This is a genomic window from Streptomyces sp. NPDC023157, assembly GCF_055560575.1.
This window is the reverse complement of the sequence record NZ_JBVHIL010000010.1, coordinates 138546-162090: the sequence shown is the minus strand read 5'-3', so window position 1 is coordinate 162090 and position 23545 is coordinate 138546. Positions and strand designations below refer to the sequence as shown.

Below are 23545 nucleotides of genomic sequence, written 5' to 3'. Positions count from 1 at the left end.
CTGAGGCACGGTCAGGAGGCCCCCGGGGAGTTCCCCGGGGGCCCCTTCTCGTCCTCCCGGGTGAACGCCTGGATCAGCCAGGACGAGAAGGAACCCGTCACCGCGCCGAGCAGCGCCAGACCGACCCCCATCATCCCGACCGCCGTGAGCCGCCCCATCGGGGTCACCGGGGTCACGTCCCCGTAGCCCACCGTCGCCAGCGTCGCGCACGCCCACCACACCGAGTCGCCGAAGGTGCGGATCGTCGCGCCGGGGGCGCCGTACTCGAAGTGGTAGACGGCCAGCGCCCCCGCGAAGCCGAGCAGCCCCGCCGTCATCCCCCCATACGCCATGACCCGGGCGTACAGGGTCAGCCGGGGCTTGTCGCGGCGGCGCTGGACCCGGTCGTAGACGCTCACGACCCGCAGTGGGCGCAGCAGCGGCAGGATCAGCACCACCGTGTCGAGGAGGTGGTGGCGCACGAAGCGCAGCACGCCGATGCCGCTCAGCCGGACCCGTACGACATAGTCCATGAGGAAGACCGCCCACGCGGCGTACGTCAGGGCGAGGCAGAGGTCCTGCACGGCTCCCGGCAGGTGGTGACCGAGGACCCGTACCGCGTAGGAGGCGAGAAAGACCAGGGCCATCACTGTCAGCGGGGTCTCCATCGCGGTGTCCCAGCGCTCCTGCGCGGACGGGACCGAGGGCCTGTCTCTCATCGGTTCAGCATGGCCCCTGCACCGATCTTCCGCCCCGGCGACACGATCCGAACGGGCGAAGCAATATGCTGCACAGCATGACGACTGAGCCGGAGCAGCAGATCGGAGTGGGGACGCAGGACGCGTTCCAGCGCCTGTGGACGCCTCACCGGATGGCCTACATCCAGGGCGAGAACAAGCCCACCGGGCCGGGCGCCGACGACGGCTGTCCCTTCTGCACGATCCCCTCGATGTCGGACGAGGACGGACTGGTGATCGCCCGGGGCCGGAGCGTGTACGCGGTCCTCAACCTGTACCCGTACAACGGCGGCCACCTGATGTGCGTGCCGTACCGTCACGTCGCCGACTACACCGACCTCGACACGGCCGAGACCGCCGAACTCGGCGAGTTCACCAAGCGGGCCATGGTCGCGCTGCGGGCCGCCTCCGGCGCGCACGGCTTCAACATCGGCATGAACCAGGGCACGGTCGCCGGGGCCGGGATCGCCGCCCATCTGCACCAGCACGTCGTGCCCCGCTGGGGCGGCGACACCAACTTCATGCCGGTGGTCGGCCACACCAAGGTGCTGCCGCAGCTCCTCGCCGACACCCGGAAGATGCTGGCCGACGCCTGGCCGGCCGGCATCTGAGCCGTCTGATCCGCTTGATCCGTCCGATCCCTGGAGCCCGATCCGACGCGTAGGGCCGCCCCGGCCCTACGCGTCGTAGATGTCGGCCTTCTTCGGGCCCGGGTCCTGGATGCCGCCGCTGAGGACCAGCGAGCGGTTGGTGAAGCGCTCCGTGTCCACGCCGTGGTCGTCGAGGACCTTGATGGTCGCCGCGTGCACCGCCCGCAGGACGGGGGTCGCGGTGCGGATGGCGTCGTCGGCCATGAAGCGGTTCTTCCAGGGCGGGCTCGCCCAGGGGTGGCGCAGGCCGAAGGGCTCCGGCAGGACCAGTTTGCCGCCGAGGAAGTCCAGGACCGGCGGGAACCAGGTCAGCGGCGCGCGGACGGCCTGCCGGACCACGTCGTCGGTGCCGGTCAGCGGAAGCTTGATCTCGCGGGTCTCCCAGAACCTGACGGTCTTGGAGACCTCCTTGGTCTTCGCCTTCGGCTTGCTGGTGAACAGCGAGTGGACCGGGCCGAGGGCGTGACCCGTGACCTCGACGCGCAGCGTGTGGTGCAGCGAGGTGACCGTCACCATCATCGTGAGGACCAGCTGCCCGTCCCAGAGCGTGAACTGGACGCCCAGATAGTGCCGGTTCCCACTGCCGAACTGCTGGTCGTTGCAGATGCGCTGTATCTCGTGCGGCTTCACCTGGAAGGCGACGATGTTCTCGCCCGAGGGGCGGCCCACCTCGTCGGCGCCCTCGCCGACCGGCGAGACGATCCAGTGCTTGACGGTCGGCTTGGGGAAGCCGGTCTTCAGTGAGCCGCGCTCCAGGAGCGTCAGCTGGGTGTGGATCTCGCGGACCACGTCCCAGGCGCGGAAGTCGTGGATCTCCTTGCCGTTCTTCGGGATCAGCTCCTCGGCGAGGGTCCAGCTGCCCCAGCGGGTGCCCATGCCCAGTATTCCCTTGGGGCCCGCGTAGAAGATGACGTTGGACTGCTGCTCGGCGGAGAGCTTCTCCAGGTTCTGCCGCAGCTCCTCGGCGGTCTTCTCGCCCGGGTCCTGCGGCACCGCCTCGGGGATCTTGGCGCCGATGCCGCCGCCGCTGAGCAGGGCGGTCCAGCGCTCGCGCAGGTCCTGGGCGGTGCCCTCGCAGATCCGGCGGGCCAGGTACCAGCCGGCCACCGGGGCCACCACCATGGCGCGCAGATAGTTGGGCAGCACACCGTCGAAGGGCAGCTTCAGCAGCACGAGGAAGGCGAAGATACCGGCGGCGACCAGCACGAGGGTGCCGATGGCGCTGGTCCGCTTGTTGTCGGAGCCGGCGGCGATCCGGCGCAGCTGGATCACGCCCAGCCACAGCAGCAGACCCGGCAGGAACAGCAGGCCGAAGACCAGCGTCACCAGGGTCAGCTTCACGTCGCGCTGCTTGCGGATGCGGGTGGCGGCCAGGCAGTGCTCGACGACCGGCTGCGGCTCGGCGCCGAACGACTGGATCAGCGGCTTGCGGGCGCCGCCCAGCATCCGCACCTGCACGGCCCGGGAGAAGGCCTCACCGAGGTCCGGGCGGAACAGCTTGTGCCACTTGCCCTCCTTGACCGTGGACTTGTGCCACTCGCTGTTGGCCTCCAGGATCACCCCGACCGGGCTGTCGCGGTACGCGGCGGAGGCGAGGGCATGGGTCGCCGCCGTCTGCGCGTCCGAGCCCTGCAGGGGAACCTGCGCCCCGATGCCGAAACTGCCGATCGTCACTGCCGCCCCCATCACCACGGTCCCTGTGCGGGCTGTTCCCAACTGCCGCGCCCCGCACACCTTCTGAGCTGGGCACCACAGCGTAACCGGGCGACGCCGGATGCGTCACGGGACCGGACGAAGGCGTCCGAATGCCGCCCGCCGAAAGGGAGTTGGGCGGGCGGCACGCGAGGGCATCCGGTCGACGATCCGTCAGCCGCTATCCCTTTTCCTCCTGTTCGCGCAGCTTGTCCGCCAGGTGCGGAGGCATCGCCTCGTGCCGCGCGTACGCACGGTGGAAGCTGCCCGTGCCGTGCGAGACCGACCGCAGCTCGACCGCGTACCGCCCGATCTCGATCTCCGGCACCTCCGCCCGCACCACCGTCCGCCCCGGCCCCGCCTGCTCGGTGCCCACCACCCGGCCGCGCCGCCCCGACAGATCGCTCATCACCGGACCCACATAGCCGTCCGGCACCAGCACCGACACCTCCGCCACCGGCTCCAGGAGACGGATCGGCACCTCCGCCGCAGCCTCCCGCAGGGCCAGGGCGCCCGCCGTCTGGAAGGCCGCGTCGGAGGAGTCCACCGAGTGCGCCTTGCCGTCCCGCAGGGTGACCCGGATGTCGACCAGCGGATGACCGGCCACGACCCCGCGGGCCGCCTGCGCCCGGATGCCCTTCTCCACGGAGGGGATGAACTGGCGCGGCACGGCACCGCCGACCACCTTGTCGACGAACTCGATGCCGCTGCCCGCCGGCAGCGGCTCCACGTCGATCTCGCAGATCGCGTACTGGCCGTGCCCGCCCGACTGCTTCACATGCCGGCCGCGCCCCGCGGCCGCCCCGCCGAAGGTCTCCCGCAGCGACACCCGGTGCGGGACGGTGTCGACCTGCACGCCGAAGCGACCGCGCAGCCGCTCCAGGGCCACCTCCGCGTGCGCCTCGCCCAGACACCACAGGACGACCTGATGCGTGTCCTGGTTCTGTTCGAGCCGCATCGTGGGGTCCTCGGCCACCAGCCGCGCCAGCCCCTGCGACAGCCGGTCCTCGTCCGCCTTGCTGTGCGCCTCGATCGCCAGCGGCAGCAGCGGCTCGGGCATCGCCCACGGCTCCATCAGGAGCGGGTCGTCCTTCGCGGACAGCGTGTCGCCCGTCTCCGCGCGGGCCAGCTTGCCCACACAGGCCAGATCGCCCGCGACGCACTGCGCCAGGGCCCGCTGCTGCTTGCCGAACGGCGAGGTCAGCGCCCCCACCCGCTCGTCGGCGTCATGCCGGTCCCGCTCCTCGTGGTCCCGGTCGGTCAGCCCGTGCCCCGACACGTGCACGGTCGCGTCCGGACGCAGGGTGCCCGAGAAGACCCGGACCAGCGACATCCGGCCCACGTACGGGTCCGAGGAGGTCTTCACGACCTCCGCGACCAGCGGCCCGTCCGGATCGCAGGTCAGGACCGGCCGCGGCGCGCCCTCCGGGCTCGTGACCACCGGGGCGGCGCGCTCCAGCGGCGTGGGGAAGCCGCCGGTGATCAGCTCCAGGAGCTCCACCGTGCCGAGCCCCTGCTTGCCGCCGTCCGCCGCGGGGGCGGCGGCGAGCACCGGGTGGAACGTGCCGCGCGCGACCGCCTTCTCCAGGTCGTCGACGAGGGTCTTGAGATCGATCTCCTCGCCGCCGAGATAGCGGTCCATCAGGGTCTCGTCCTCGCTCTCGGCGATGATCCCCTCGATCAGCCGGCCGCGGGCCTCCGCGATCAGCGGCCGCTGCGTCTCGTCGGGCGGGTCCTCCCGCCGTACCCCCGTCGAGTAGTCGAAGATCCGCTCCGTGAGCAGCCCCACCAGACCGGTGGCCGGAGCGTGCCCGTCGGCGCTCTCCTCGCCGCGCACGGGCAGGTACAGGGGGAGTACGGCGTCGGGGTCGTCGCCCCCGAACAGGCCGGCGCAGATCTCGGTGAGCCGGGTGAAGTCCGTGCGCGCCGTGTCGAGATGGGTCACCACGATCGCCCGCGGCATGCCGACGGCGGCGCACTCCTCCCACACCGCGTGCGTGGAGCCCATCACCGCGTCGGCCTCCTGCGCCGCCGAGACGACGAAGAGGGCCGCGTCCGCCGCGCGCAGACCGGCCCTCAGCTCCCCGACGAAGTCGGCGTATCCGGGGGTGTCCAGGAGGTTGACCTTGCACCCGCCCCATTCGACGGGGACGAGGGAGAGCTGTACGGAGCGCTGCTGGCGGTGTTCGATCTCGTCGTAGTCGGAGACCGTCCCGCCGTCCTCGACGCGCCCGGCCCGGTTGACCGCCCCGGCGGTCTGGGCCAGGGCCTCGACGAGGGTCGTCTTGCCCGATCCGCTGTGGCCGACCAGCACCACGTTCCGCACGGCCGAGGGCCGGTCGGCCGTTGGAGCCCTGCCGGCGGCCCCGGAGTGCGCGTTCGCCTTGTCGCCCATGATGTCTTCCTCCCGACTGCTCGTACGGTGAGGTGGGGACGCGGGCGCGGGGGAGTGGTGCGGCGTGTCGCTGCCGCGTGCGGCTCCGGCGGTGCCCGCGGTCGTCCTTCGAGCTTTGCACCGACGTCACGGTGCGTCCATACGTCCTACGCGCGCGGGGGCTGGTGGGGTGGGGGACGGGCTCGGGTGCGGCGGGGACGCGGTCCGGGTGCGGCTCGGATGTGGTCCGGGTGTGGCTCGGACGTGGTCCGAATGTGGTCCGAATGTGGTCCGGATGTGGCTGGGACCTGGTCAGGATGCGCCCCGGATTCGCTCCGGGCGCGGTCCGGATTCGCTCCGGATGCGACGGCACGGGCGCGGTGGGCGGGTGCCGACGCTCCCGCGGGGGCGCGCGTGGCTACGATGGGTGAGCCGGTGGTCGTAGGGGCCGCGCGGCCCACCGAACCTCGGGAAGGCCATGCTGAACAAGTACGCGCGTGCCTTTTTTACGCGTGTCCTCACACCGTTCGCCGCGTTTCTGCTCCGCCGGGGCGTCAGCCCCGACGCCGTGACGCTCATCGGCACCGCCGGGGTGGTGGCCGGCGCGCTGGTCTTCTTCCCCCGGGGGGAGTTCTTCTGGGGCACGATCGTCATCACGTTGTTCGTCTTCTCGGACCTCGTCGACGGCAACATGGCCCGCCAGGCGGGCATCTCCAGCCGCTGGGGCGCCTTCCTCGACTCCACCCTCGACCGGGTGGCCGACGGCGCGATCTTCGGCGGCTTCGCGCTCTACTACGCCGGCAAGGGTGACGACAACGTCCTGTGCGCCGTCGCGATCTTCTGCCTCGCCAGCGGCCAGGTCGTCTCGTACACCAAGGCCCGCGGCGAATCGATCGGCCTGCCCGTTGCCGTCAACGGCCTCGTCGAACGCGCCGAACGCCTGGTGATCTCCCTGGTCGCGGCGGGCCTCGCCGGACTGCACAACTTCGGCGTGCCCGGCATCCAGATCCTGCTGCCGATCGCCCTGTGGATCGTGGCCGTCGGCTCGGCGGTCACCCTGGGACAGCGCGTCGTGACCGTACGCCGGGAGTCCGCCGAGGCGGACGCCGCCGCGCGGGGCAGCGAGGCGGCGGGATGAGCGGGAACAACGCGAAGGGCGCGGCGAGCGCGACGAGCGCGTCTGGCGGGAAGGCCGGGAAGGCCGGGAAGACCGGGCTCAAGGACAGCGTCACCGACGGGCTGTACGGGCTCGGCTGGGCCACCGTGAAGAAGCTGCCCGAGCCGGTCGCCAAGGCCCTCGGCCGCCGCATCGCCGACACCGCCTGGAAGCGGCGCGGCAAGAGCGTCCTGCGCCTCGAGTCCAACCTCGCGCGCGTCGTCCCCGGCGCCTCCCCGGAACGCCTCCGGGAGCTCTCCAAGGCCGGCATGCGCTCGTACATGCGCTACTGGATGGAATCCTTCCGGCTACCCACCTGGAGCAAGGAGCGCGCCGCCGGCAGCTTCGCCCCCAAGGACGTCCACTACCTCAAGGACGCCCTCGCCTCCGACCGCGGTGTCGTCCTCGCCCTGCCCCACATGGGCAACTGGGACCTCGCCGGCGTGTGGGTCACCCGCGCCCTCGGCGTGCCCTTCACCACCGTCGCCGAACGGCTCAAGCCCGAGTCGCTCTACGACCGGTTCGTCGCCTACCGCGAATCCCTCGGCATGGAGGTGCTGCCCCACACCGGCGGCTCCGCCTTCGGGACGCTCGCGCGCAGGCTGCGGGCCGGCGGGCTCGTCTGCCTCGTGGCCGACCGCGACCTGTCCTCCTCGGGCGTCGAGGTCTCCTTCTTCGGCGAACCGACCCGCATGCCCGCCGGGCCCGCGATCCTCGCCCAGCAGACCGGGGCGCTGCTGATCCCCGTGACCCTCTGGTACGACGACACCGACGTCATGCGCGGACAGCTCCACGCGCCCCTCGACGTGCCCGAGTCAGGCACCCGGGCCGAAAAGACGTCCTCCATGACACAGGCCCTCGCCGACATCTTCGCCGCGGGCATCGCGGACCACCCGGAGGACTGGCACATGCTCCAGCGACTGTGGCTCGCTGACCTGGAAGAACGACAGGAGGACCGGACGGCGTGAGGATCGGCATCGTCTGCCCGTACTCCTGGGACGTGCCCGGCGGCGTCCAGTTCCACATCCGCGACCTCGCCGAGCACCTCATCCGGCTCGGCCACCAGGTCTCCGTCCTCGCCCCCGCCGACGACGAGACCCCGCTGCCGCCGTACGTCGTCTCCGCCGGCCGCGCGGTGCCCGTGCCGTACAACGGCTCCGTCGCCCGGCTCAACTTCGGCTTCCTCTCCGCGGCGCGGGTGCGGCGCTGGCTGCACGACGGCACCTTCGACGTCGTCCACATCCACGAACCCACCTCGCCCTCGCTCGGGCTCCTCACCTGCTGGGCCGCCCAAGGGCCCATCGTGGCCACCTTCCACACCTCCAACCCGCGCTCCCGCGCCATGATCGCCGCGTACCCGATCCTCCAGCCGGCCCTGGAGAAGATCAGCGCCCGCATCGCGGTCAGCGAGTACGCCCGACGCACCCTCGTCGAGCACCTCGGCGGCGACGCCGTCGTCATCCCCAACGGCGTCGACGTCGACTTCTTCGCCCGCGCCGAGCCCAAGAAGGAGTGGCAGGGCGGCACCCTCGGCTTCATCGGGCGCATCGACGAACCCCGCAAGGGCCTGCCCGTGCTCATGCGGGCCCTGCCCAAGATCCTCGCCGAACGGCCCGACACCCGGCTCCTCGTCGCCGGGCGCGGCGACGAGGAGGAGGCCGTCGCCTCGCTGCCGCGCGAGATGCGGTCCCGGGTCGAGTTCCTCGGCATGGTCAGCGACGAGGACAAGGCGCGGCTGCTGCGCAGCGTCGACGTGTACGTCGCGCCCAACACCGGGGGCGAGAGCTTCGGCATCATCCTCGTCGAGGCGCTCTCCGCCGGCGCGCCCGTCCTCGCCGCCGACCTCGACGCCTTCGCCCAGGTCCTCGACCAGGGCGCGGCCGGCCAGCTCTTCACCAACGAGGACGCCGACGACCTCGCCGACCGGGCCATCAGCCTCCTCGGCGACGAGGCCCGCCGCGACCAACTCCGCGAACGCGGCTCCGCGCATGTGCGGCGGTTCGACTGGTCGACGGTGGGGGCGGACATCCTGGCCGTCTACGAGACGGTGACGGACGGCGCGGCGTCGGTGGCCACGGACGAGCGAGCGGGGGGCGGCTTGCGGGCCCGCTTGGGCCTGTAGGGCCTGCCAGGGGGTACCCCCCGCCCCGCGGTTGCGGGGCCGCCCGCTCCGCCCCCCGTTGTGGGCATTCGTTCCGCTGGGGCGGAACGGGTGGGCACAACGGGACGACGCCCTGCGGGCGCCTCCGCCCCCTCGCTCGTACCTCGCCCAAGACCACCCTGAGTGGGACCACCGGCGACCGGTACCTCCGCGGGGGCGGTCGCCTCCCGCCGTTGTCGGCTGGAGGCTGGTCCTTGGGAAGGCGTGCTGCCCCGCCCCGGTAGCCTGTTCGCCCGTGACCGAAACCCTGATCTGGACCGTCGCCGCGCTCATCCTCATCGGCGTCTACCTCAGCTGGACCGCCGGAAGGCTCGACCGGCTGCACACCCGTATCGACGCGGCGCGGGCCGCGCTCGACGCGCAGTTGTTGCGGCGGGCCTCGGTCGCTCAGGAGCTCGCCACGTCGGGGGTGCTCGATCCCGCCGCCTCGATCGTGCTCTACGAGGCGGCGCACGCGGCGCGTCAGGCCGAGGAGGACCACCGGGAGGTCGCCGAGAGCGAGCTCAGCCAGGCGCTGCGGGCGGTGTTCGGGGAGCCGGAGCAGGTCGAGGTGGTGCGCGCGGCGCCCGGTGGCGAGGAGGCCGCGGGGGAGCTGGCGGCGGCGGTGCGGCGGGTGCCGATGGCGCGGCGCTTCCACAACGACGCCGTACGGGCCGCGCGGGCGCTGCGTCGGCACCGCAAGGTGCGCTGGTTCCGGCTGGCCGGTCACGCCCCGTTCCCGCTCGCCTTCGAAATGGATGACGAGCCGCCTGTGGCCCTTGCGGATCGCCCCGCCTGACCGGGTGTGGCCTTCGTAACCTGCGAAAACGATCCACCGGCTCTGCATTGGCCCTTGCTGTGGCCCCCTCCTGGCCGGTTTCCTCGTCATCGTCAACAACCCCCGTTGTCACTGAGTGAGGTACCCGTGTCCACCACGCCTTCCACCACCCCGCAGTCCGCCGACGCGATCGGCACCTCCCGAGTCAAGCGCGGCATGGCCGAGCAGCTCAAGGGCGGCGTGATCATGGACGTGGTCAACGCCGAGCAGGCGAAGATCGCCGAGGATGCCGGCGCCGTGGCCGTCATGGCCCTGGAGCGGGTCCCCGCGGACATCCGCAAGGACGGCGGCGTGGCCCGCATGTCCGACCCGAACATGATCGAAGAGATCATCGGCGCCGTCTCCATCCCGGTCATGGCCAAGTCCCGCATCGGCCACTTCGTCGAGGCCCAGATCCTGCAGTCGCTGGGCGTGGACTACATCGACGAGTCCGAGGTCCTGACCCCGGCCGACGAGGTCAACCACTCCGACAAGTGGGCCTTCACGACCCCCTTCGTCTGTGGCGCCACCAACCTGGGCGAGGCCCTCCGCCGCATCGCCGAGGGCGCGGCCATGATCCGCTCCAAGGGCGAGGCCGGCACCGGCAACGTCGTCGAGGCCGTCCGCCACCTGCGCCAGATCAAGAACGAGATCGCCAAGCTGCGCGGCTTCGACAACAACGAGCTGTACGCCGCCGCCAAGGAGCTGCGCGCCCCGTACGAGCTCGTCAAGGAGGTCGCCGAGCTCGGCAAGCTCCCGGTCGTGCTGTTCTCCGCCGGTGGCGTGGCCACCCCGGCCGACGCCGCGCTGATGCGCCAGCTCGGTGCCGAGGGCGTCTTCGTCGGCTCCGGCATCTTCAAGTCGGGCGACCCGGCCAAGCGCGCCGCCGCCATCGTGAAGGCCACCACCTTCTACGACGACCCGAAGGTCATCGCGGACGCCTCCCGCAACCTGGGCGAGGCCATGGTCGGCATCAACTGCGACACCCTGCCCGAGGCCGAGCGCTACGCGAACCGGGGCTGGTAAGCACCCATGAGCACTCCCGTCAGCCCTGTCATCGGGGTCCTGGCTCTCCAGGGCGACGTACGGGAGCACCTGATCGCCCTGGCCGCGGCTGACGCCGTGGCCAGGCCCGTCAGGCGCCCCGAGGAGCTCGCCGAGATCGACGGCCTCGTCATTCCCGGCGGAGAGTCCACCACCATCTCCAAGCTGGCCGTGCTGTTCGGCCTGATGGAGCCGCTGCGTGAGCGGATCGCGGGCGGCATGCCCGTGTACGGCACCTGCGCCGGTCTGATCATGCTCGCCGACAAGATCCTCGACCCGCGCTCGGGTCAGGAGACCTTCGGCGGCATCGACATGATCGTGCGCCGCAACGCCTTCGGGCGGCAGAACGAGTCCTTCGAGGCGGGCGTGACCGTGACGGGGATCGACACTCCCGTCGAGGGCGTCTTCATCCGCGCCCCCTGGGTCGAGTCGGTCGGCGCGGAGGTCGAGGTGCTCGCCGAGCACGAGGGCCACATCGTCGCCGTGCGGCAGGGACGGGCCCTCGCGACCTCGTTCCACCCCGAGCTGACCGGCGACCACCGGATCCACGAGCTGTTCGTGGCCATGGTGCGCGCCGAGCGGTGAGACGATCCTTGTAGGATCTCTGGGGTTCGTTCAGTAATGGGTTACGCGAAGGAGACAGGCAGATGTCCGGCCACTCTAAATGGGCTACGACGAAGCACAAGAAGGCCGTGATCGATGCCAAGCGCGGCAAGCTCTTCGCGAAGCTGATCAAGAACATCGAGGTCGCGGGGCGCACCGGTGGCGCCGATCCCGAGGGCAACCCGACGCTCTACGACGCCATCCAGAAGGCCAAGAAGGCTTCCGTCCCGAACAAGAACATCGACTCGGCGATCAAGCGCGCCGCCGGCCTCGAGGCGGGCGGTGCCGACTACGAGACGATCATGTACGAGGGTTACGGCCCGAACGGTGTCGCGGTGCTCATCGAGTGCCTCACCGACAACCGCAACCGTGCCGCCTCCGACGTGCGCGTCGCCATGACCCGCAACGGCGGCTCGATGGCCGACCCGGGCTCCGTCTCGTACCTGTTCAACCGCAAGGGCGTCGTCGTGCTCCCCAAGGGCGAGCTGAGCGAGGACGACGTCCTCGGCGCGGTCCTGGAGGCGGGCGCCGAGGAGGTCAACGACCTCGGCGAGAGCTTCGAGGTCATCAGTGAGTCCACCGACCTGGTCGCGGTCCGTACCGCGCTCCAGGAGGCCGGCATCGACTACGACTCGGCCGAGTCCAGCTTCGTCCCGACCATGCAGGTCGAGCTCGACGAGGACGGCGCGCGCAAGATGTTCAAGCTGATCGACGCCCTGGAGGACAGCGACGACGTGCAGAACGTCTTCGCCAACTTCGACGTCAGCGACGAGGTCATGGAGAAGGTCGACGCCTGAGCGCGACCCTTCACCGCAGCGGGCCGACGGGGACACACCCCCCGTCGGCCCGCTGTGTTGTCGGTGGCAGCAGATAGCCTGCACAAACAGGTGAGCGAACAGGGAGGGCACGGTGCGTGTTCTGGGGGTGGATCCCGGACTGACCCGATGTGGTGTCGGGGTGGTCGAGGGGGTCGCCGGGCGGCCGCTGACCATGCTCGGGGTCGGCGTGGTGCGCACTCCCGCCGACGCCGACATCGGCATCCGGCTGGTCGGCATCGAGCAGGGCATCGAGGAGTGGATCGAGCGCTTCCAGCCCGAACTCGTCGCTGTGGAGCGGGTGTTCAGCCAGCACAACGTGAGCACCGTGATGGGCACCGCCCAGGCGAGCGCCGTCGCCATGCTCTGCGCCGCCCGGCGCGGCCTGCCCGTCGCCCTGCACACGCCCAGCGAGGTCAAGGCCGCCGTCACCGGCAGCGGCCGCGCCGACAAGGCCCAGGTCGGCGCCATGGTCACCCGGCTGCTCCGGCTCTCAGCCCCGCCCAAGCCGGCCGACGCCGCCGACGCCCTCGCCCTCGCCATCTGCCACATCTGGCGCGCCCCCGCCCAGAACCGACTCCAGCAGGCCGTCGCCCTGCACGCCTCGAAAGGCCGTATCCGATGATCGCCTTCGTCAGCGGCCCGGTGGCCGCCCTCGCCCCCACGACCGCCGTCGTCGAGGTCGGAGGCATCGGCATGGCCGTCCAGTGCACCCCCGACACCCTCGCCGGACTCCGCGTCGGTGAGCACGCCCGCCTCGCCACCTCCCTGGTCGTCCGCGAGGACTCGCTGACCCTGTACGGCTTCGCCGACGACGACGAGCGGCAGGTCTTCGAGCTGCTCCAGACCGCCAGCGGGGTCGGGCCCCGGCTCGCCCAGGCGATGCTCGGCGTCCACTCGCCCGACGCGCTGCGCCTGGCCGTCTCCACCGGCGACGAGAAGGCGCTGACCGCCGTCCCCGGCATCGGCAAGAAGGGCGCCCAGAAGCTCCTCCTCGAACTGAAGGACAAGCTGGGCCGCCCGCTCGGCAGCAGCGGCCTCGTCGGCGCCCAGCGCGCCGTCGCGGCCGGACCCGCCCCCTGGACCGAGCAGCTCGCCGCCGCCCTCGTCGGCCTCGGCTACGCGAGCCGCGAGGCCGAGGAGGCCGTCGCCGCGGTCACCCCGCAGGCCGAGGCCGCGCTCGCCGAGACCGGCTCCGCGCCCGTGCCGCAGCTGCTGCGCGCCGCCCTGCAGACGCTCAACCGCGCCCGCTGACCTCCCGTACCAAGAGAAGGCAACCCACCACCGTGAACTGGGACGACGAGACGGCACCGGCCGCCGAGGAGCGCATCGTCGATGCCTCCGCCGAGGGCGACGACCAGGCCGTCGAGGCGGCGCTGCGGCCGAAGGACCTGAGCGAGTTCGTCGGCCAGGAGAAGGTCCGCCAGCAGCTCGACCTGGTCCTCAGGGCCGCCCGTCAGCGCGGCGCCACCGCCGACCACGTGCTGCTCTCCGGCGCCCCCGGCCTCGGCAAGACCACCCTGTCGATGATCATCGCGGCGGAGATGAACGCGCCGATCAGGATCACCAGCGGCCCCGCCATCCAGCACGCCGGCGACCTCGCGGCCATCCTGTCCTCCCTCCAGGAGGGCGAGATCCTCTTCCTCGACGAGATCCACCGGATGTCCCGGCCCGCCGAGGAGATGCTCTACATGGCGATGGAGGACTTCCGCGTCGACGTCATCGTCGGCAAGGGCCCCGGTGCCACCGCCATCCCCCTGGAGCTGCCGCCCTTCACCCTGGTCGGCGCCACCACCCGGGCCGGCCTGCTGCCGCCGCCGCTGCGCGACCGCTTCGGCTTCACCGGGCACATGGAGTTCTACGAGCCGCACGAGCTGGAGCGGGTCGTGCACCGCTCCGCCGGGCTCCTCGACGTCGAGATCGACACCGCCGGCGCCGCCGAGATCGCCGGCCGCTCCCGCGGCACCCCCCGGATCGCCAACCGGCTGCTGCGCCGGGTGCGGGACTACGCGCAGGTCAGGGCCGACGGCGTGATCACCCGGGAGATCGCCGCCGCCGCCCTCGGCGTGTACGAGGTCGACAGCCGCGGCCTCGACCGCCTCGACCGCGCGGTGCTGCAGGCGCTGCTCAAGCTGTTCGGCGGCGGCCCGGTCGGCCTGTCCACCCTCGCGGTCGCCGTGGGGGAGGAGCGGGAGACCGTCGAGGAGGTCGCCGAGCCCTTCCTCGTGCGGGAGGGTCTCCTCGCGCGCACACCCCGTGGCCGGGTCGCCACTCCCGCCGCATGGAGCCACCTCGGAATGGTTCCGCCGCAGGCCGCGGGGCCGGGGGGCGCAGGAAGCGGACAACAGGGGCTCTTCGGGGCGTGACGGCGCGGAGACTCGCCCCTCTGGGAACCGGGGTGCGATGCTGGGCGTTGTTCCATCGATGCGGACTCGCCTAGACTCCGCCGGTGCCGCTCCTTATGGTCGGCGCACCCACCCCCGAATCAGGCTGCGACATCTCGGCGGCCTTGCGAAGGAAATTCCGTCCCGTGAATAACATCGGCATGCTCCTCCCGTTCATCGTGCTCATCGGGGCCATGTTCCTCATGACCCGCTCTGCCAAGAAGAAGCAGGCGCAGGCGGCGGAGATGCGCAACCAGCTGGCACCCGGTACCGGCGTCCGCACGATCGGGGGGATGTACGCCACCGTCAAGGAGATCGGCGACGAGACCGTCCTTCTCGAGGTCGCGCCCGGCGTCCACGCGGTCTACGCGAAGAACTCCATCGGCGCCGTCCTGGAGGACTCCGAGTACAACCGGATCGTCCACGGCGACGAGCCCGGCGAGGTCGTCCCCGACGACGCCTCCTCGCTGACCGAGGCCGCCGAGGAGTCCACCGAGGACGTCAAGGCCGATCTCACCAAGAAGACGGACGCCGCCGAGGGCGACAAGGACGGCAAGGCCGACGGCGGGACCGAAGCGAAGTAGTTCGCGGCCGGAGCCGCGCGTCCGCCCATCCGGCGCGCGCGGCTCCGCCAACGGTTTCACGTCTGCGGGGGCAGGACCCCACCACACACTTCGTGGCCGCTGCGCGCCCAACCGGCGCGGGGCGGTTTGGACAGGGAGAAACGACAGGTGGCAGCACCGAAGAAGGGCCGAAGGCCGGCGGGGGGACAGAGCCGGCCGGGCCGCGCCCTGGCACTCATTGTGATCGCCATGGTCGCGCTCACCGGCGGCATGTTCTGGTCGGGGCACACCACCCCGCGCCTGGGCATCGACCTCGCCGGCGGTACGTCGATCACGCTCAAGGCGAAGGCGGAGCCCGGACAGGAGTCCGCCGTCAACGAGACCAACATGAACACCGCGGTCGGCATCATCGAGCGCCGTGTCAACGGTCTGGGTGTCTCGGAGGCCGAGGTCCAGACGCAGGGCCGCGAGAACATCATCGTGAACATCCCCAAGGGATCGAACGAGAAGCAGGCCCGCGAGCAGGTCGGTACCACCGCTCAGCTGTACTTCCGCCCGGTCCTGGCCGTGGCCGCCGCCGAGCAGCCGGCGCCGAACGCCAGCTCCTCGCCCTCGCCGAAGCCCTCGGCGTCCGGCGCCACCGCGGACAAGGGCAAGACGGACAAGTCCGCCAGCCCGACGGCCACCGCGTCCAGCCAGGGCCGCGCCGTCACCGAGGCGCTGAAGGCCCCGAGCCCGACGCCGACGTCGACCGCGACGCCGAAGTCGACCGGCACGCCGAAGACCGACACCCCGGCCGACCCGGCCACCGCCGCCCTGCAGCAGAAGTTCGCCACGCTGAACTGCCTGGACCCCAAGCAGCGCACGGCCGTCGGTAACGGCGTCAAGGCGACCGACACCGCGATCGCCTGTGGCAAGAACGCCATCGGCCAGTGGGAGAAGTACATCCTCGGCCCCGCCGAGGTGGACGGCAAGGACGTCGACGACGCCAAGGGCGTCTTCGACCAGCAGCGCGGCATGTGGATCGTGAACATGGAGTTCACGGGCGGCGGCGCCAAGAAGTTCCAGAAGATCACCAGCAAGCTCTCGCAGCAGCAGGAGCCGCAGAACCAGTTCGCGATCGTGCTCGACGGCGAGGTCGTCTCGGCCCCGTCCGTGCGCACCACGCTGAGCGCCAACGCGGAGATCTCGGGCAGCTTCAACCAGCAGTCCGCCCAGGACCTCGGCAACATCCTGTCCTACGGCGCCCTGCCCCTCACGTTCGACACGCAGAGCGTCGACACCGTGACCGCCGCCCTCGGCGGCGAGCAGCTCCAGGCCGGTCTGATCGCCGGCGCCATCGGTCTCGCGCTGGTCATCATCTACCTGGTGGTCTACTACCGCGGCCTGTCGCTGATCGCGATCCTCAGCCTCGGCGTCTCGGCCCTGCTCACCTACGTGATCATGGCCCTGCTCGGCCCGGCCATCGGCTTCGCGCTGAACCTGCCGGCCGTCTGCGGCGCCATCGTGGCCATCGGCATCACGGCGGACTCGTTCATCGTGTACTTCGAGCGCATCCGTGACGAGATCCGCGAGGGCCGCACGATGCGCCCGGCCGTCGAGCGCGCCTGGCCGCGGGCCCGGCGCACCATCATGGTCTCCGACTTCGTGTCGTTCCTCGCCGCCGCGGTGCTCTTCATCGTCACCGTCGGCAAGGTCCAGGGCTTCGCGTTCACGCTCGGCCTGACCACCCTGCTCGACATCGTCGTGGTGTTCCTCTTCACCAAGCCGGTGATGACGCTCCTCGCCCGTACGAAGTTCTTCGGCAACGGCCACAAGTGGTCCGGCCTCGACCCGAAGCGCCTCGGCGCCAAGCCGCCGCTGCGGCGCTCCCGCCGTCAGTCCGCCCCCGTAGACCCGAAGGAGGCGTGAGATGTCGAAGCTCGGAGATCTCGGCGCCCGGCTCCACCGCGGTGAGGTCGGCTACGACTTCATCGGCAACCGCAGGATCTGGTACGGCATCTCGATCCTGATCACGATCACGGCGATCGTCGCCCTCGCGGTGCGCGGGCTCAACATGGGCATCGAGTTCCAGGGCGGCGCCGTCTTCACCACCCCGAAGACGGCCGTCTCGGTCACCCAGGCCCAGGAGTACGCGGAAGAGGCCTCCGGCCACGACGCGATCGTCCAGGAGCTCGGCAGCGGCTCCCTGCGCATCCAGGTCGGCGGTCTCGACACCGCGAAGTCCGACCAGGTCCGCACGGAGCTCGCCAAGGACCTGAACGTCCCCGAGTCCAAGATCGCGGCGGAGCTCGTCGGCCCCAGCTGGGGTGAGCAGATCGCCACGAAGGCCTGGACCGGTCTCGCGGTCTTCATGATCCTGGTGGTGATCTACCTCGCCATCGCCTTCGAGTGGCGGATGGCCGTCGCGGCCCTCATCGCGCTCATCCACGACCTCACCATCACCGTCGGCATCTACTCGCTGGTGGGCTTCGAGGTCACGGTCGGTACGGTCATCGGTCTGCTGACGATCCTCGGTTACTCGCTCTACGACACGGTCGTCGTCTTCGACTCGCTCAAGGAGCAGACGAAGGGCATCACCAAGCAGACCCGCTGGACCTACAGCGAGATCGCCAACCGCTCGATCAACGGCACCCTGGTCCGTTCGATCAACACCACCGTCGTCGCGCTGCTGCCGGTCGCCGGCCTGCTCTTCATCGGTGGCGGCGTCCTCGGCGCCGGCATGCTGAACGACATCTCGCTGTCGCTGTTCGTGGGTCTCGCCGCCGGTGCGTACTCCTCGATCTTTATCGCCACCCCGCTCGTCGCCGACTTCAAGGAGCGCGAGCCGGCGATGAAGGCCCTGAAGAAGCGGATCCTCGCCAAGCGGGCCGCCGCGGCCGCCAAGGGCGAGTCCCTCGACGAGGACACCGACCTCGCGGAGGGCGCCCTCGCGGGTGAGGCCGCCGTCGTCGGCCAGGGCCGCCGTGGCCGCTCGGAGAACCGCGGATGACCGCCGGGACCCGGAGCACCACGGAGCTGCTGCTCAGCCGCATCCGTGACGTCCCCGACTACCCGAAGCCCGGGGTGCTGTTCAAGGACATCACCCCGCTGCTCGCGGACCCGGAGGCGTTCACCGCTCTGACCGACACCCTCGCCGCGCTGTGCGCGGCACAGGGCGCCACGAAGATCGCCGGCCTGGAGGCCCGCGGCTTCATCCTGGCCGCCCCGGTCGCCGTCCGCGCCGGCCTCGGCTTCATCCCGGTCCGCAAGGCCGGGAAGCTGCCCGGAGCCACCCTGCGGCAGGCGTACGAGCTGGAGTACGGCACCGCCGAGATCGAGGTGCACGCCGAGGACCTGGCCCCGGGCGACCGGGTCATGGTCATCGACGACGTCCTCGCCACCGGCGGCACCGCCGAGGCCTCCCTCGAGCTCATCCGGCGTGCCGGGGCCGAGGTCGCCGGCGTGGCCGTCCTGATGGAGCTGGGCTTCCTGCCCGGCCGGGCCCGCCTGGAGCCGGCCCTGGCCGGCGCTCCGCTCACCGCGCTCATCACCGTCTGACCCGCGAGGTCCGACGGACAGGGGCGGCCCGGGGAATTCCCCGGGCCGCCCCCGTCGTTTTCCGGACACACACCGGAACGGGCCCCCGTGGGCCGGCGTGGACGTCTCAGCCCGCAGCCACGTGAGCGCAGGCGCTGCCAGGTCGATACGATGGCCTTTCCGGGCCTGACCGGGGGACCCGGACTCCCCCAGACTCCGTCCGGGGGTACCCCCAGAGGAGCGCTCTTGCCAGACGAGGCCCAGCCACTCTCCGCCGCGCAGCCCGAGCAGCAGGCCGACCAGGCCGCGCAGGGACCCGACGCGCCTCAGAACAAGCCCGCGGAGATCCGGCCCCGGCCCGCCGCCCCGGCCCCTTCCGTACGGCCCGCCGCCGCGCAGCCCAGCCGCTCCGGCGGCTCCTCCAGCCGTGTCCGCGCCCGGCTGGCCCGCCTCGGCGTCCAGCGCTCCTCCCCGTACAACCCGGTCCTCGAACCGCTGCTGCGGATCGTGCGCTCCAACGATCCGAAGATCGAAACAGCGACATTGCGCCAGATCGAGCAGGCCTACCAGGTCGCCGAGCGCTGGCACCGGGGCCAGAAGCGCAAGAGCGGCGACCCGTACATCACCCACCCGCTCGCGGTCACCACGATCCTCGCCGAGCTGGGCATGGACCCGGCGACACTGATGGCCGGCCTGCTGCACGACACCGTCGAGGACACCGAGTACGGCCTGGACACCCTGCGCCGCGACTTCGGCGACCAGGTCGCCCTGCTCGTCGACGGCGTCACCAAGCTGGACAAGGTCAAGTTCGGCGAGGCCGCCCAGGCCGAGACGGTCCGCAAGATGGTCGTCGCCATGGCCAAGGACCCGCGTGTCCTGGTCATCAAGCTGGCCGACCGCCTGCACAACATGCGCACGATGCGCTACCTCAAGCGGGAGAAGCAGGAGAAGAAGGCCCGCGAGACCCTGGAGATCTACGCCCCGCTGGCGCACCGGCTGGGCATGAACACCATCAAGTGGGAGTTGGAGGACCTCGCCTTCGCGATCCTCTACCCCAAGATGTACGACGAGATCGTCCGGCTGGTCGCCGAGCGCGCCCCCAAGCGCGACGAGTACCTGGCCATAGTGACCGACGAGGTCCAGGCCGACCTGCGCTCCGCCCGCATCAAGGCCACCGTCACCGGCCGGCCCAAGCACTACTACAGCGTCTACCAGAAGATGATCGTCCGCGGCCGTGACTTCGCGGAGATCTACGACCTGGTCGGCATCCGCGTCCTCGTGGACACCGTCCGCGACTGCTACGCGGCCCTCGGCACCGTCCACGCGCGATGGAACCCGGTCCCCGGCCGGTTCAAGGACTACATCGCGATGCCCAAGTTCAACATGTACCAGTCGCTGCACACGACGGTCATCGGACCCAACGGCAAGCCCGTCGAGCTCCAGATCCGCACCTTCGACATGCACCGGCGCGCCGAGTACGGCATCGCCGCGCACTGGAAGTACAAGCAGGAGGCCGTCGCCGGTGCCTCCAAGGTCCGCGCCGACGTGCCCAAGAAGGCCGGCAAGGACGACCACCTCAACGACATGGCCTGGCTGCGCCAGCTGCTCGACTGGCAGAAGGAGACCGAGGACCCCTCGGAGTTCCTGGAGTCGCTGCGCTTCGACCTCTCCCGCAACGAGGTCTTCGTCTTCACCCCCAAGGGCGACGTCATAGCGCTGCCCGCGGGCGCCACCCCGGTCGACTTCTCCTACGCCGTCCACACCGAGGTCGGGCACCGCACCATAGGGGCCCGGGTCAACGGCCGGCTCGTGCCGCTGGAGTCCACCCTCGACAACGGCGACCTCGTCGAGGTCTTCACCTCCAAGGCCGCGGGCGCCGGACCCTCCCGGGACTGGCTCGGCTTCGTCAAGTCCCCGCGCGCCCGGAACAAGATCCGCGCCTGGTTCTCCAAGGAGCGCCGCGACGAGGCCATCGAGCAGGGCAAGGACGCCATCGCGCGGGCCATGCGCAAGCAGAACCTGCCGATCCAGCGGATCCTCACCGGCGACTCGCTCGTCACCCTCGCGCACGAGATGCGCTACAGCGACATCTCCTCGCTGTACGCGGCGATCGGCGAGGGCCATGTCACGGCCCAGTCGATCGTGCAGAAGCTGGTCCAGGCCCTCGGCGGCGAGGAGGCCGCCACCGAGGACATCGAGGAGGCCGCCCCGCCGGCCCGCGGCCGCTCCAAGCGCCGGTCGAACGCCGACCCGGGCGTGGTCGTCAAGGGCGTCGAGGACGTCTGGGTCAAGCTGGCGCGGTGCTGTACGCCGGTGCCCGGAGACCCGATCATCGGCTTCGTCACCCGGGGCAGCGGCGTCTCGGTGCACCGCAGCGACTGCGTGAACGTCGACTCGCTGTCCCGGGAGCCCGAGCGGATCCTGGAGGTCGAGTGGGCCCCCACCCAGTCCTCGGTCTTCCTCGTCGCCATCCAGGTCGAGGCGCTGGACCGCTCCCGGCTGCTGTCGGACGTCACCCGCGTCCTGTCGGACCAGCACGTCAACATCCTGTCGGCGGCCGTGCAGACCTCCCGCGACCGGGTGGCCACCTCGCGGTTCACCTTCGAGATGGGCGACCCGAAGCACCTGGGCCACGTCCTGAAGGCCGTCCGCGGCGTCGAGGGCGTCTACGACGTCTACCGCGTCACCAGCGCCCGGCGCCCCTGAGAACGGGGCGCCAGGCGCCGCGCACGGACCACGTGTACGAGGAAGGGCCCCCGGCTGGTGCCGGGGGCCCTTCCTCGTACCGCTGGGACGGGTGTCAGCCGCCGAACTCCTGCAGACCCTTCAGGGCCTGGTCGAGCAGCGCCTGGCGGCCCTCCAGCTCGCGGGCCAGCTTGTCGGCCTTGGCGTCGTTGCCGGCGGCGCGGGCGGTGTCGATCTGCTTCTGCAGCTTGTCGACCGCGTCCTGGAGCTGGCCGGTCAGACCCGCGGCGCGGGCGCGCGCCTCCGGGTTGGTGCGGCGCCACTCGGTCTCCTCGGCCTCCTGGATCGCGCGCTCCACGGCGTGCATCCGGCCCTCGACCTTCGGGCGGGCGTCGCGCGGCACGTGGCCGATGGCCTCCCAGCGCTCGTTGAGGGAGCGGAAGGCCGCGCGGGCCGCCTTCAGATCCGACACCGGCACCAGCTTCTCGGCCTCGGCCGCGAGCTCCTCCTTCAGCGCGAGGTTCTCGGTCTGCTCCGCGTCACGCTCGGCGAAGACACCGCCACGGGCCGCGAAGAAGACGTCCTGGGCGCCGCGGAAGCGGTTCCACAGCTCGTCCTCGTGCTCGCGCTGGGCGCGGCCCGCCGCCTTCCAGTCCGCCATCAGCTCGCGGTAGCGGGCGGCCGTGGTGCCCCAGTCGGTGGAGTTCGAGAGCGCCTCGGCCTCGGCGACCAGCTTCTCCTTGGCCTTGCGGGCGTCCTCGCGCTGCGCGTCGAGCGCCGCGAAGTGGGCCTTGCGGCGCTTGGAGAAGGCGGAGCGGGCGTGCGAGAAGCGGTGCCACAGCTCGTCGTCCGACTTGCGGTCCAGACGCGGCAGGCCCTTCCAGGTGTCCACGAGTGCGCGCAGCCGCTCGCCCGCGGCACGCCACTGCTCGCTCTGCGCCAGCTCCTCGGCCTCGGTGACCAGGGCCTCCTTGGCGGAGCGCGCCTCGTCGGCCTGCTTGGCCTTCTGGACCTTGCGCTCCTCGCGGCGGGACTCGACCGACTCGGTCAGCTTGTCGAGCCGGGCCGACAGCGCGGCCAGGTCGCCCACCGCGTGGTGCTCCCGGACCTGCTCGCGGATGTGCTCGATCGCCGTCATGGCGTCCTTGGCGGAGAGGTCGGTGGTCCTCACCCGCTTCTCGAGGAGGCCGATCTCGACCACCAGGCCCTCGTACTTGCGCTCGAAGTAGGCCAGCGCCTCCTCAGGGGTGCCGGCCTGCCACGATCCGACGACCTGCTCGCCCTCGGCCGTACGCACGTACACGGTGCCCGTCTCGTCGACGCGGCCCCACGGGTCGCTGCTCACAGCGCCTCCTCACCATGATGCCGTCATGGGGGCCCCGCCCCCTGGCATCGTCCACGGATTCCCGGCGGGTCTCGCCCGCCCTCCACAGCGCGGCCGACGGCCGGCGCTGCACAACGCCAATCTAGGCGAACGGCGGCCCGGCTGTCCGCACTCAGCACGACCGAAATTCAACGGTCACGCGCCGGTGCGGCCGCCGGGCCGCCGTCGCGTCACTTCTTGTCGACGACGGCCTTCTCGATGGTGACGCCCTTCTGCGGCGCACCGTCGCCCGCGCCGCCCTGGACGCCGGCCTTCGCCACGTCCTCGACGACCTTGAGGCCGGCCGCGTCGAAGGTGCCGAACGGGGTGTAGTTCGGGGGCAGCTTGGTGTCCTTGTAGACGAGGAAGAACTGGCTGCCGCCGGTGTTCGCACCGGCGTTGGCCATGGCCACCGTGCCCTTGGGGTACGTGACGGAGCCGTCCGCGCCGGCCTTGCCGAGCCCGGTCAGGTTCTCGTCCGGGATGACGTAGCCCGGGCCGCCCGTGCCGTCGCCCTTCGGGTCGCCGCACTGGAGCACGAAGATGCCCGAGGTGGTGAGGCGGTGGCACTTGGTGCCGTCGAAGTACTTCTTGTCCGCGAGGTGCTTGAAGGAGTTCACGGTGTGCGGGGCCTTGGCCGCGTCCATCGTGAGCGTGATGTCGCCCTGGTTGGTCTTCAGGGCCATCGTGTACGAGGCCTTCTTGTCGATGGACATCGCCGGCTCGGGCTGCGAGGACGTGCTCTGATCCGGGCTCGGCGTGTTCGTCGGCTCGGTCGCCGCGTTGTCCGACTTCTTGTCGTCGCCGGTCATCGCCACCGAGAGGTACACCGCGCCGCCCGCGGCGATCACGACCGCGAGAGAGGCGGCGATGACGCTGTTCCGGCGCGACCTGCGCCGCGCGTCGGAGCGTCGCTGCTGCTGACGCTGGTACTTGTCCCTGGCGAGCTGCCGCCGCCGCTGATCGCTGGTGACCACCGGGTCCGCTCCTTGTCGATCGTCTGTTCAGTCCTGGCCGGATGTGC

21 protein-coding genes are annotated in these 23545 nt (G+C 71.2%); 16 read left to right on the top strand and 5 right to left on the bottom strand.

What is annotated here, in order from left to right:
* Nucleotides 1-11 precede the first annotated feature (11 nt).
* Nucleotides 12-698 (bottom strand): potassium channel family protein, encoded by a 687-nt coding sequence (locus tag ACZ3ZE_RS31480; protein ID WP_361169482.1) that lies wholly within the window; start codon nt 696-698, stop codon nt 12-14.
* A 65-nt stretch (nt 699-763) separates the two neighbouring features.
* Between ACZ3ZE_RS31480 and ACZ3ZE_RS31475 the strand changes: the two genes are divergently transcribed.
* Nucleotides 764-1327, top strand: coding sequence for an HIT family protein (locus ACZ3ZE_RS31475; RefSeq protein ID WP_361169479.1), 564 nt, complete (start codon nt 764-766; stop codon nt 1325-1327).
* Between the two features lie 66 nt (nt 1328-1393).
* Here ACZ3ZE_RS31475 and ACZ3ZE_RS31470 read toward each other — a convergent pair whose 3' ends face one another.
* Nucleotides 1394-3052: a hypothetical protein gene (locus tag ACZ3ZE_RS31470; RefSeq protein ID WP_361169476.1), complete on the bottom strand. Its 1659-nt coding sequence runs from the start codon at nt 3050-3052 to the stop codon at nt 1394-1396.
* Nucleotides 3053-3239: 187 nt separating this feature from the next.
* Nucleotides 3240-5453, bottom strand: coding sequence for an elongation factor G-like protein EF-G2 (locus tag ACZ3ZE_RS31465; RefSeq protein WP_467261584.1), 2214 nt, complete (start codon nt 5451-5453; stop codon nt 3240-3242).
* Between the two features lie 457 nt (nt 5454-5910).
* On the opposite strand from ACZ3ZE_RS31465, the gene pgsA reads away from it, so the two are divergent.
* From pgsA to ACZ3ZE_RS31390, 15 genes are all read left to right on the top strand, one after another.
* The gene (pgsA, locus tag ACZ3ZE_RS31460; protein WP_361169470.1) at nt 5911-6570 is read left to right on the top strand and encodes a phosphatidylinositol phosphate synthase; all 660 of its coding nucleotides are present in this window, start codon (nt 5911-5913) and stop codon (nt 6568-6570) included.
* Nucleotides 6567-7556, top strand: a complete 990-nt coding sequence (locus ACZ3ZE_RS31455; RefSeq protein WP_467261582.1) for a phosphatidylinositol mannoside acyltransferase — start codon at nt 6567-6569, stop codon at nt 7554-7556. The genes pgsA and ACZ3ZE_RS31455 overlap by 4 nt, the downstream gene beginning before the upstream one ends.
* Entirely contained in the window at nt 7553-8710 is a 1158-nt protein-coding gene (locus tag ACZ3ZE_RS31450; RefSeq protein ID WP_361169463.1) for a glycosyltransferase family 4 protein, read from the top strand. The genes ACZ3ZE_RS31455 and ACZ3ZE_RS31450 overlap by 4 nt, the downstream gene beginning before the upstream one ends.
* Nucleotides 8711-8984: 274 nt before the next feature.
* On the top strand, nt 8985-9527 hold the full coding sequence (locus ACZ3ZE_RS31445) for a LemA family protein (RefSeq protein ID WP_361169460.1): 543 nt from the start codon (nt 8985-8987) through the stop codon (nt 9525-9527).
* A gap of 126 nt (nt 9528-9653) precedes the next feature.
* Nucleotides 9654-10571 carry a pyridoxal 5'-phosphate synthase lyase subunit PdxS gene (gene pdxS / locus ACZ3ZE_RS31440; RefSeq protein WP_361169457.1) on the top strand — a complete coding sequence of 306 codons (918 nt, stop codon included), beginning with the start codon at nt 9654-9656 and terminating at the stop codon, nt 10569-10571.
* 6 nt (nt 10572-10577) lie between these two features.
* Nucleotides 10578-11174, top strand: coding sequence for a pyridoxal 5'-phosphate synthase glutaminase subunit PdxT (pdxT, locus tag ACZ3ZE_RS31435; protein WP_361169454.1), 597 nt, complete (start codon nt 10578-10580; stop codon nt 11172-11174).
* Nucleotides 11175-11236: 62 nt separating this feature from the next.
* The gene (locus ACZ3ZE_RS31430; RefSeq protein WP_361169451.1) at nt 11237-11989 is read left to right on the top strand and encodes a YebC/PmpR family DNA-binding transcriptional regulator; all 753 of its coding nucleotides are present in this window, start codon (nt 11237-11239) and stop codon (nt 11987-11989) included.
* Nucleotides 11990-12101: 112 nt separating this feature from the next.
* A complete protein-coding gene (gene ruvC / locus ACZ3ZE_RS31425; protein ID WP_361169448.1) occupies nt 12102-12632 on the top strand; it encodes a crossover junction endodeoxyribonuclease RuvC in 531 nt (176 codons plus the stop codon).
* Nucleotides 12629-13261, top strand: coding sequence for a Holliday junction branch migration protein RuvA (gene ruvA / locus ACZ3ZE_RS31420; RefSeq protein WP_361169444.1), 633 nt, complete (start codon nt 12629-12631; stop codon nt 13259-13261). Before ruvC ends, ruvA begins: the two co-directional genes overlap by 4 nt.
* A gap of 32 nt (nt 13262-13293) precedes the next feature.
* The gene (ruvB, locus tag ACZ3ZE_RS31415) at nt 13294-14373 is read left to right on the top strand and encodes a Holliday junction branch migration DNA helicase RuvB (RefSeq protein ID WP_361169441.1); all 1080 of its coding nucleotides are present in this window, start codon (nt 13294-13296) and stop codon (nt 14371-14373) included.
* Nucleotides 14374-14552: 179 nt separating this feature from the next.
* Entirely contained in the window at nt 14553-14975 is a 423-nt protein-coding gene (yajC, locus tag ACZ3ZE_RS31410) for a preprotein translocase subunit YajC (RefSeq protein ID WP_361170230.1), read from the top strand.
* A 147-nt stretch (nt 14976-15122) separates the two neighbouring features.
* Nucleotides 15123-16865, top strand: coding sequence for a protein translocase subunit SecD (gene secD / locus ACZ3ZE_RS31405; protein WP_361169438.1), 1743 nt, complete (start codon nt 15123-15125; stop codon nt 16863-16865).
* A 1-nt stretch (nt 16866) separates the two neighbouring features.
* Nucleotides 16867-17946, top strand: coding sequence for a protein translocase subunit SecF (secF, locus tag ACZ3ZE_RS31400; protein WP_361169436.1), 1080 nt, complete (start codon nt 16867-16869; stop codon nt 17944-17946).
* Entirely contained in the window at nt 17943-18494 is a 552-nt protein-coding gene (locus ACZ3ZE_RS31395) for an adenine phosphoribosyltransferase (RefSeq protein ID WP_361169432.1), read from the top strand. Before secF ends, ACZ3ZE_RS31395 begins: the two co-directional genes overlap by 4 nt.
* A 225-nt stretch (nt 18495-18719) precedes the next feature.
* Nucleotides 18720-21179 (top strand): RelA/SpoT family protein, encoded by a 2460-nt coding sequence (locus ACZ3ZE_RS31390; protein ID WP_361169429.1) that lies wholly within the window; start codon nt 18720-18722, stop codon nt 21177-21179.
* A 94-nt stretch (nt 21180-21273) separates the two neighbouring features.
* Here ACZ3ZE_RS31390 and ACZ3ZE_RS31385 read toward each other — a convergent pair whose 3' ends face one another.
* Both ACZ3ZE_RS31385 and ACZ3ZE_RS31380 read right to left on the bottom strand, forming a co-directional pair.
* Nucleotides 21274-22503 (bottom strand): DUF349 domain-containing protein, encoded by a 1230-nt coding sequence (locus ACZ3ZE_RS31385; RefSeq protein WP_361169426.1) that lies wholly within the window; start codon nt 22501-22503, stop codon nt 21274-21276.
* Nucleotides 22504-22712: 209 nt separating this feature from the next.
* Nucleotides 22713-23498: a peptidylprolyl isomerase gene (locus ACZ3ZE_RS31380; RefSeq protein ID WP_467261580.1), complete on the bottom strand. Its 786-nt coding sequence runs from the start codon at nt 23496-23498 to the stop codon at nt 22713-22715.
* Nucleotides 23499-23545 lie beyond the last annotated feature (47 nt).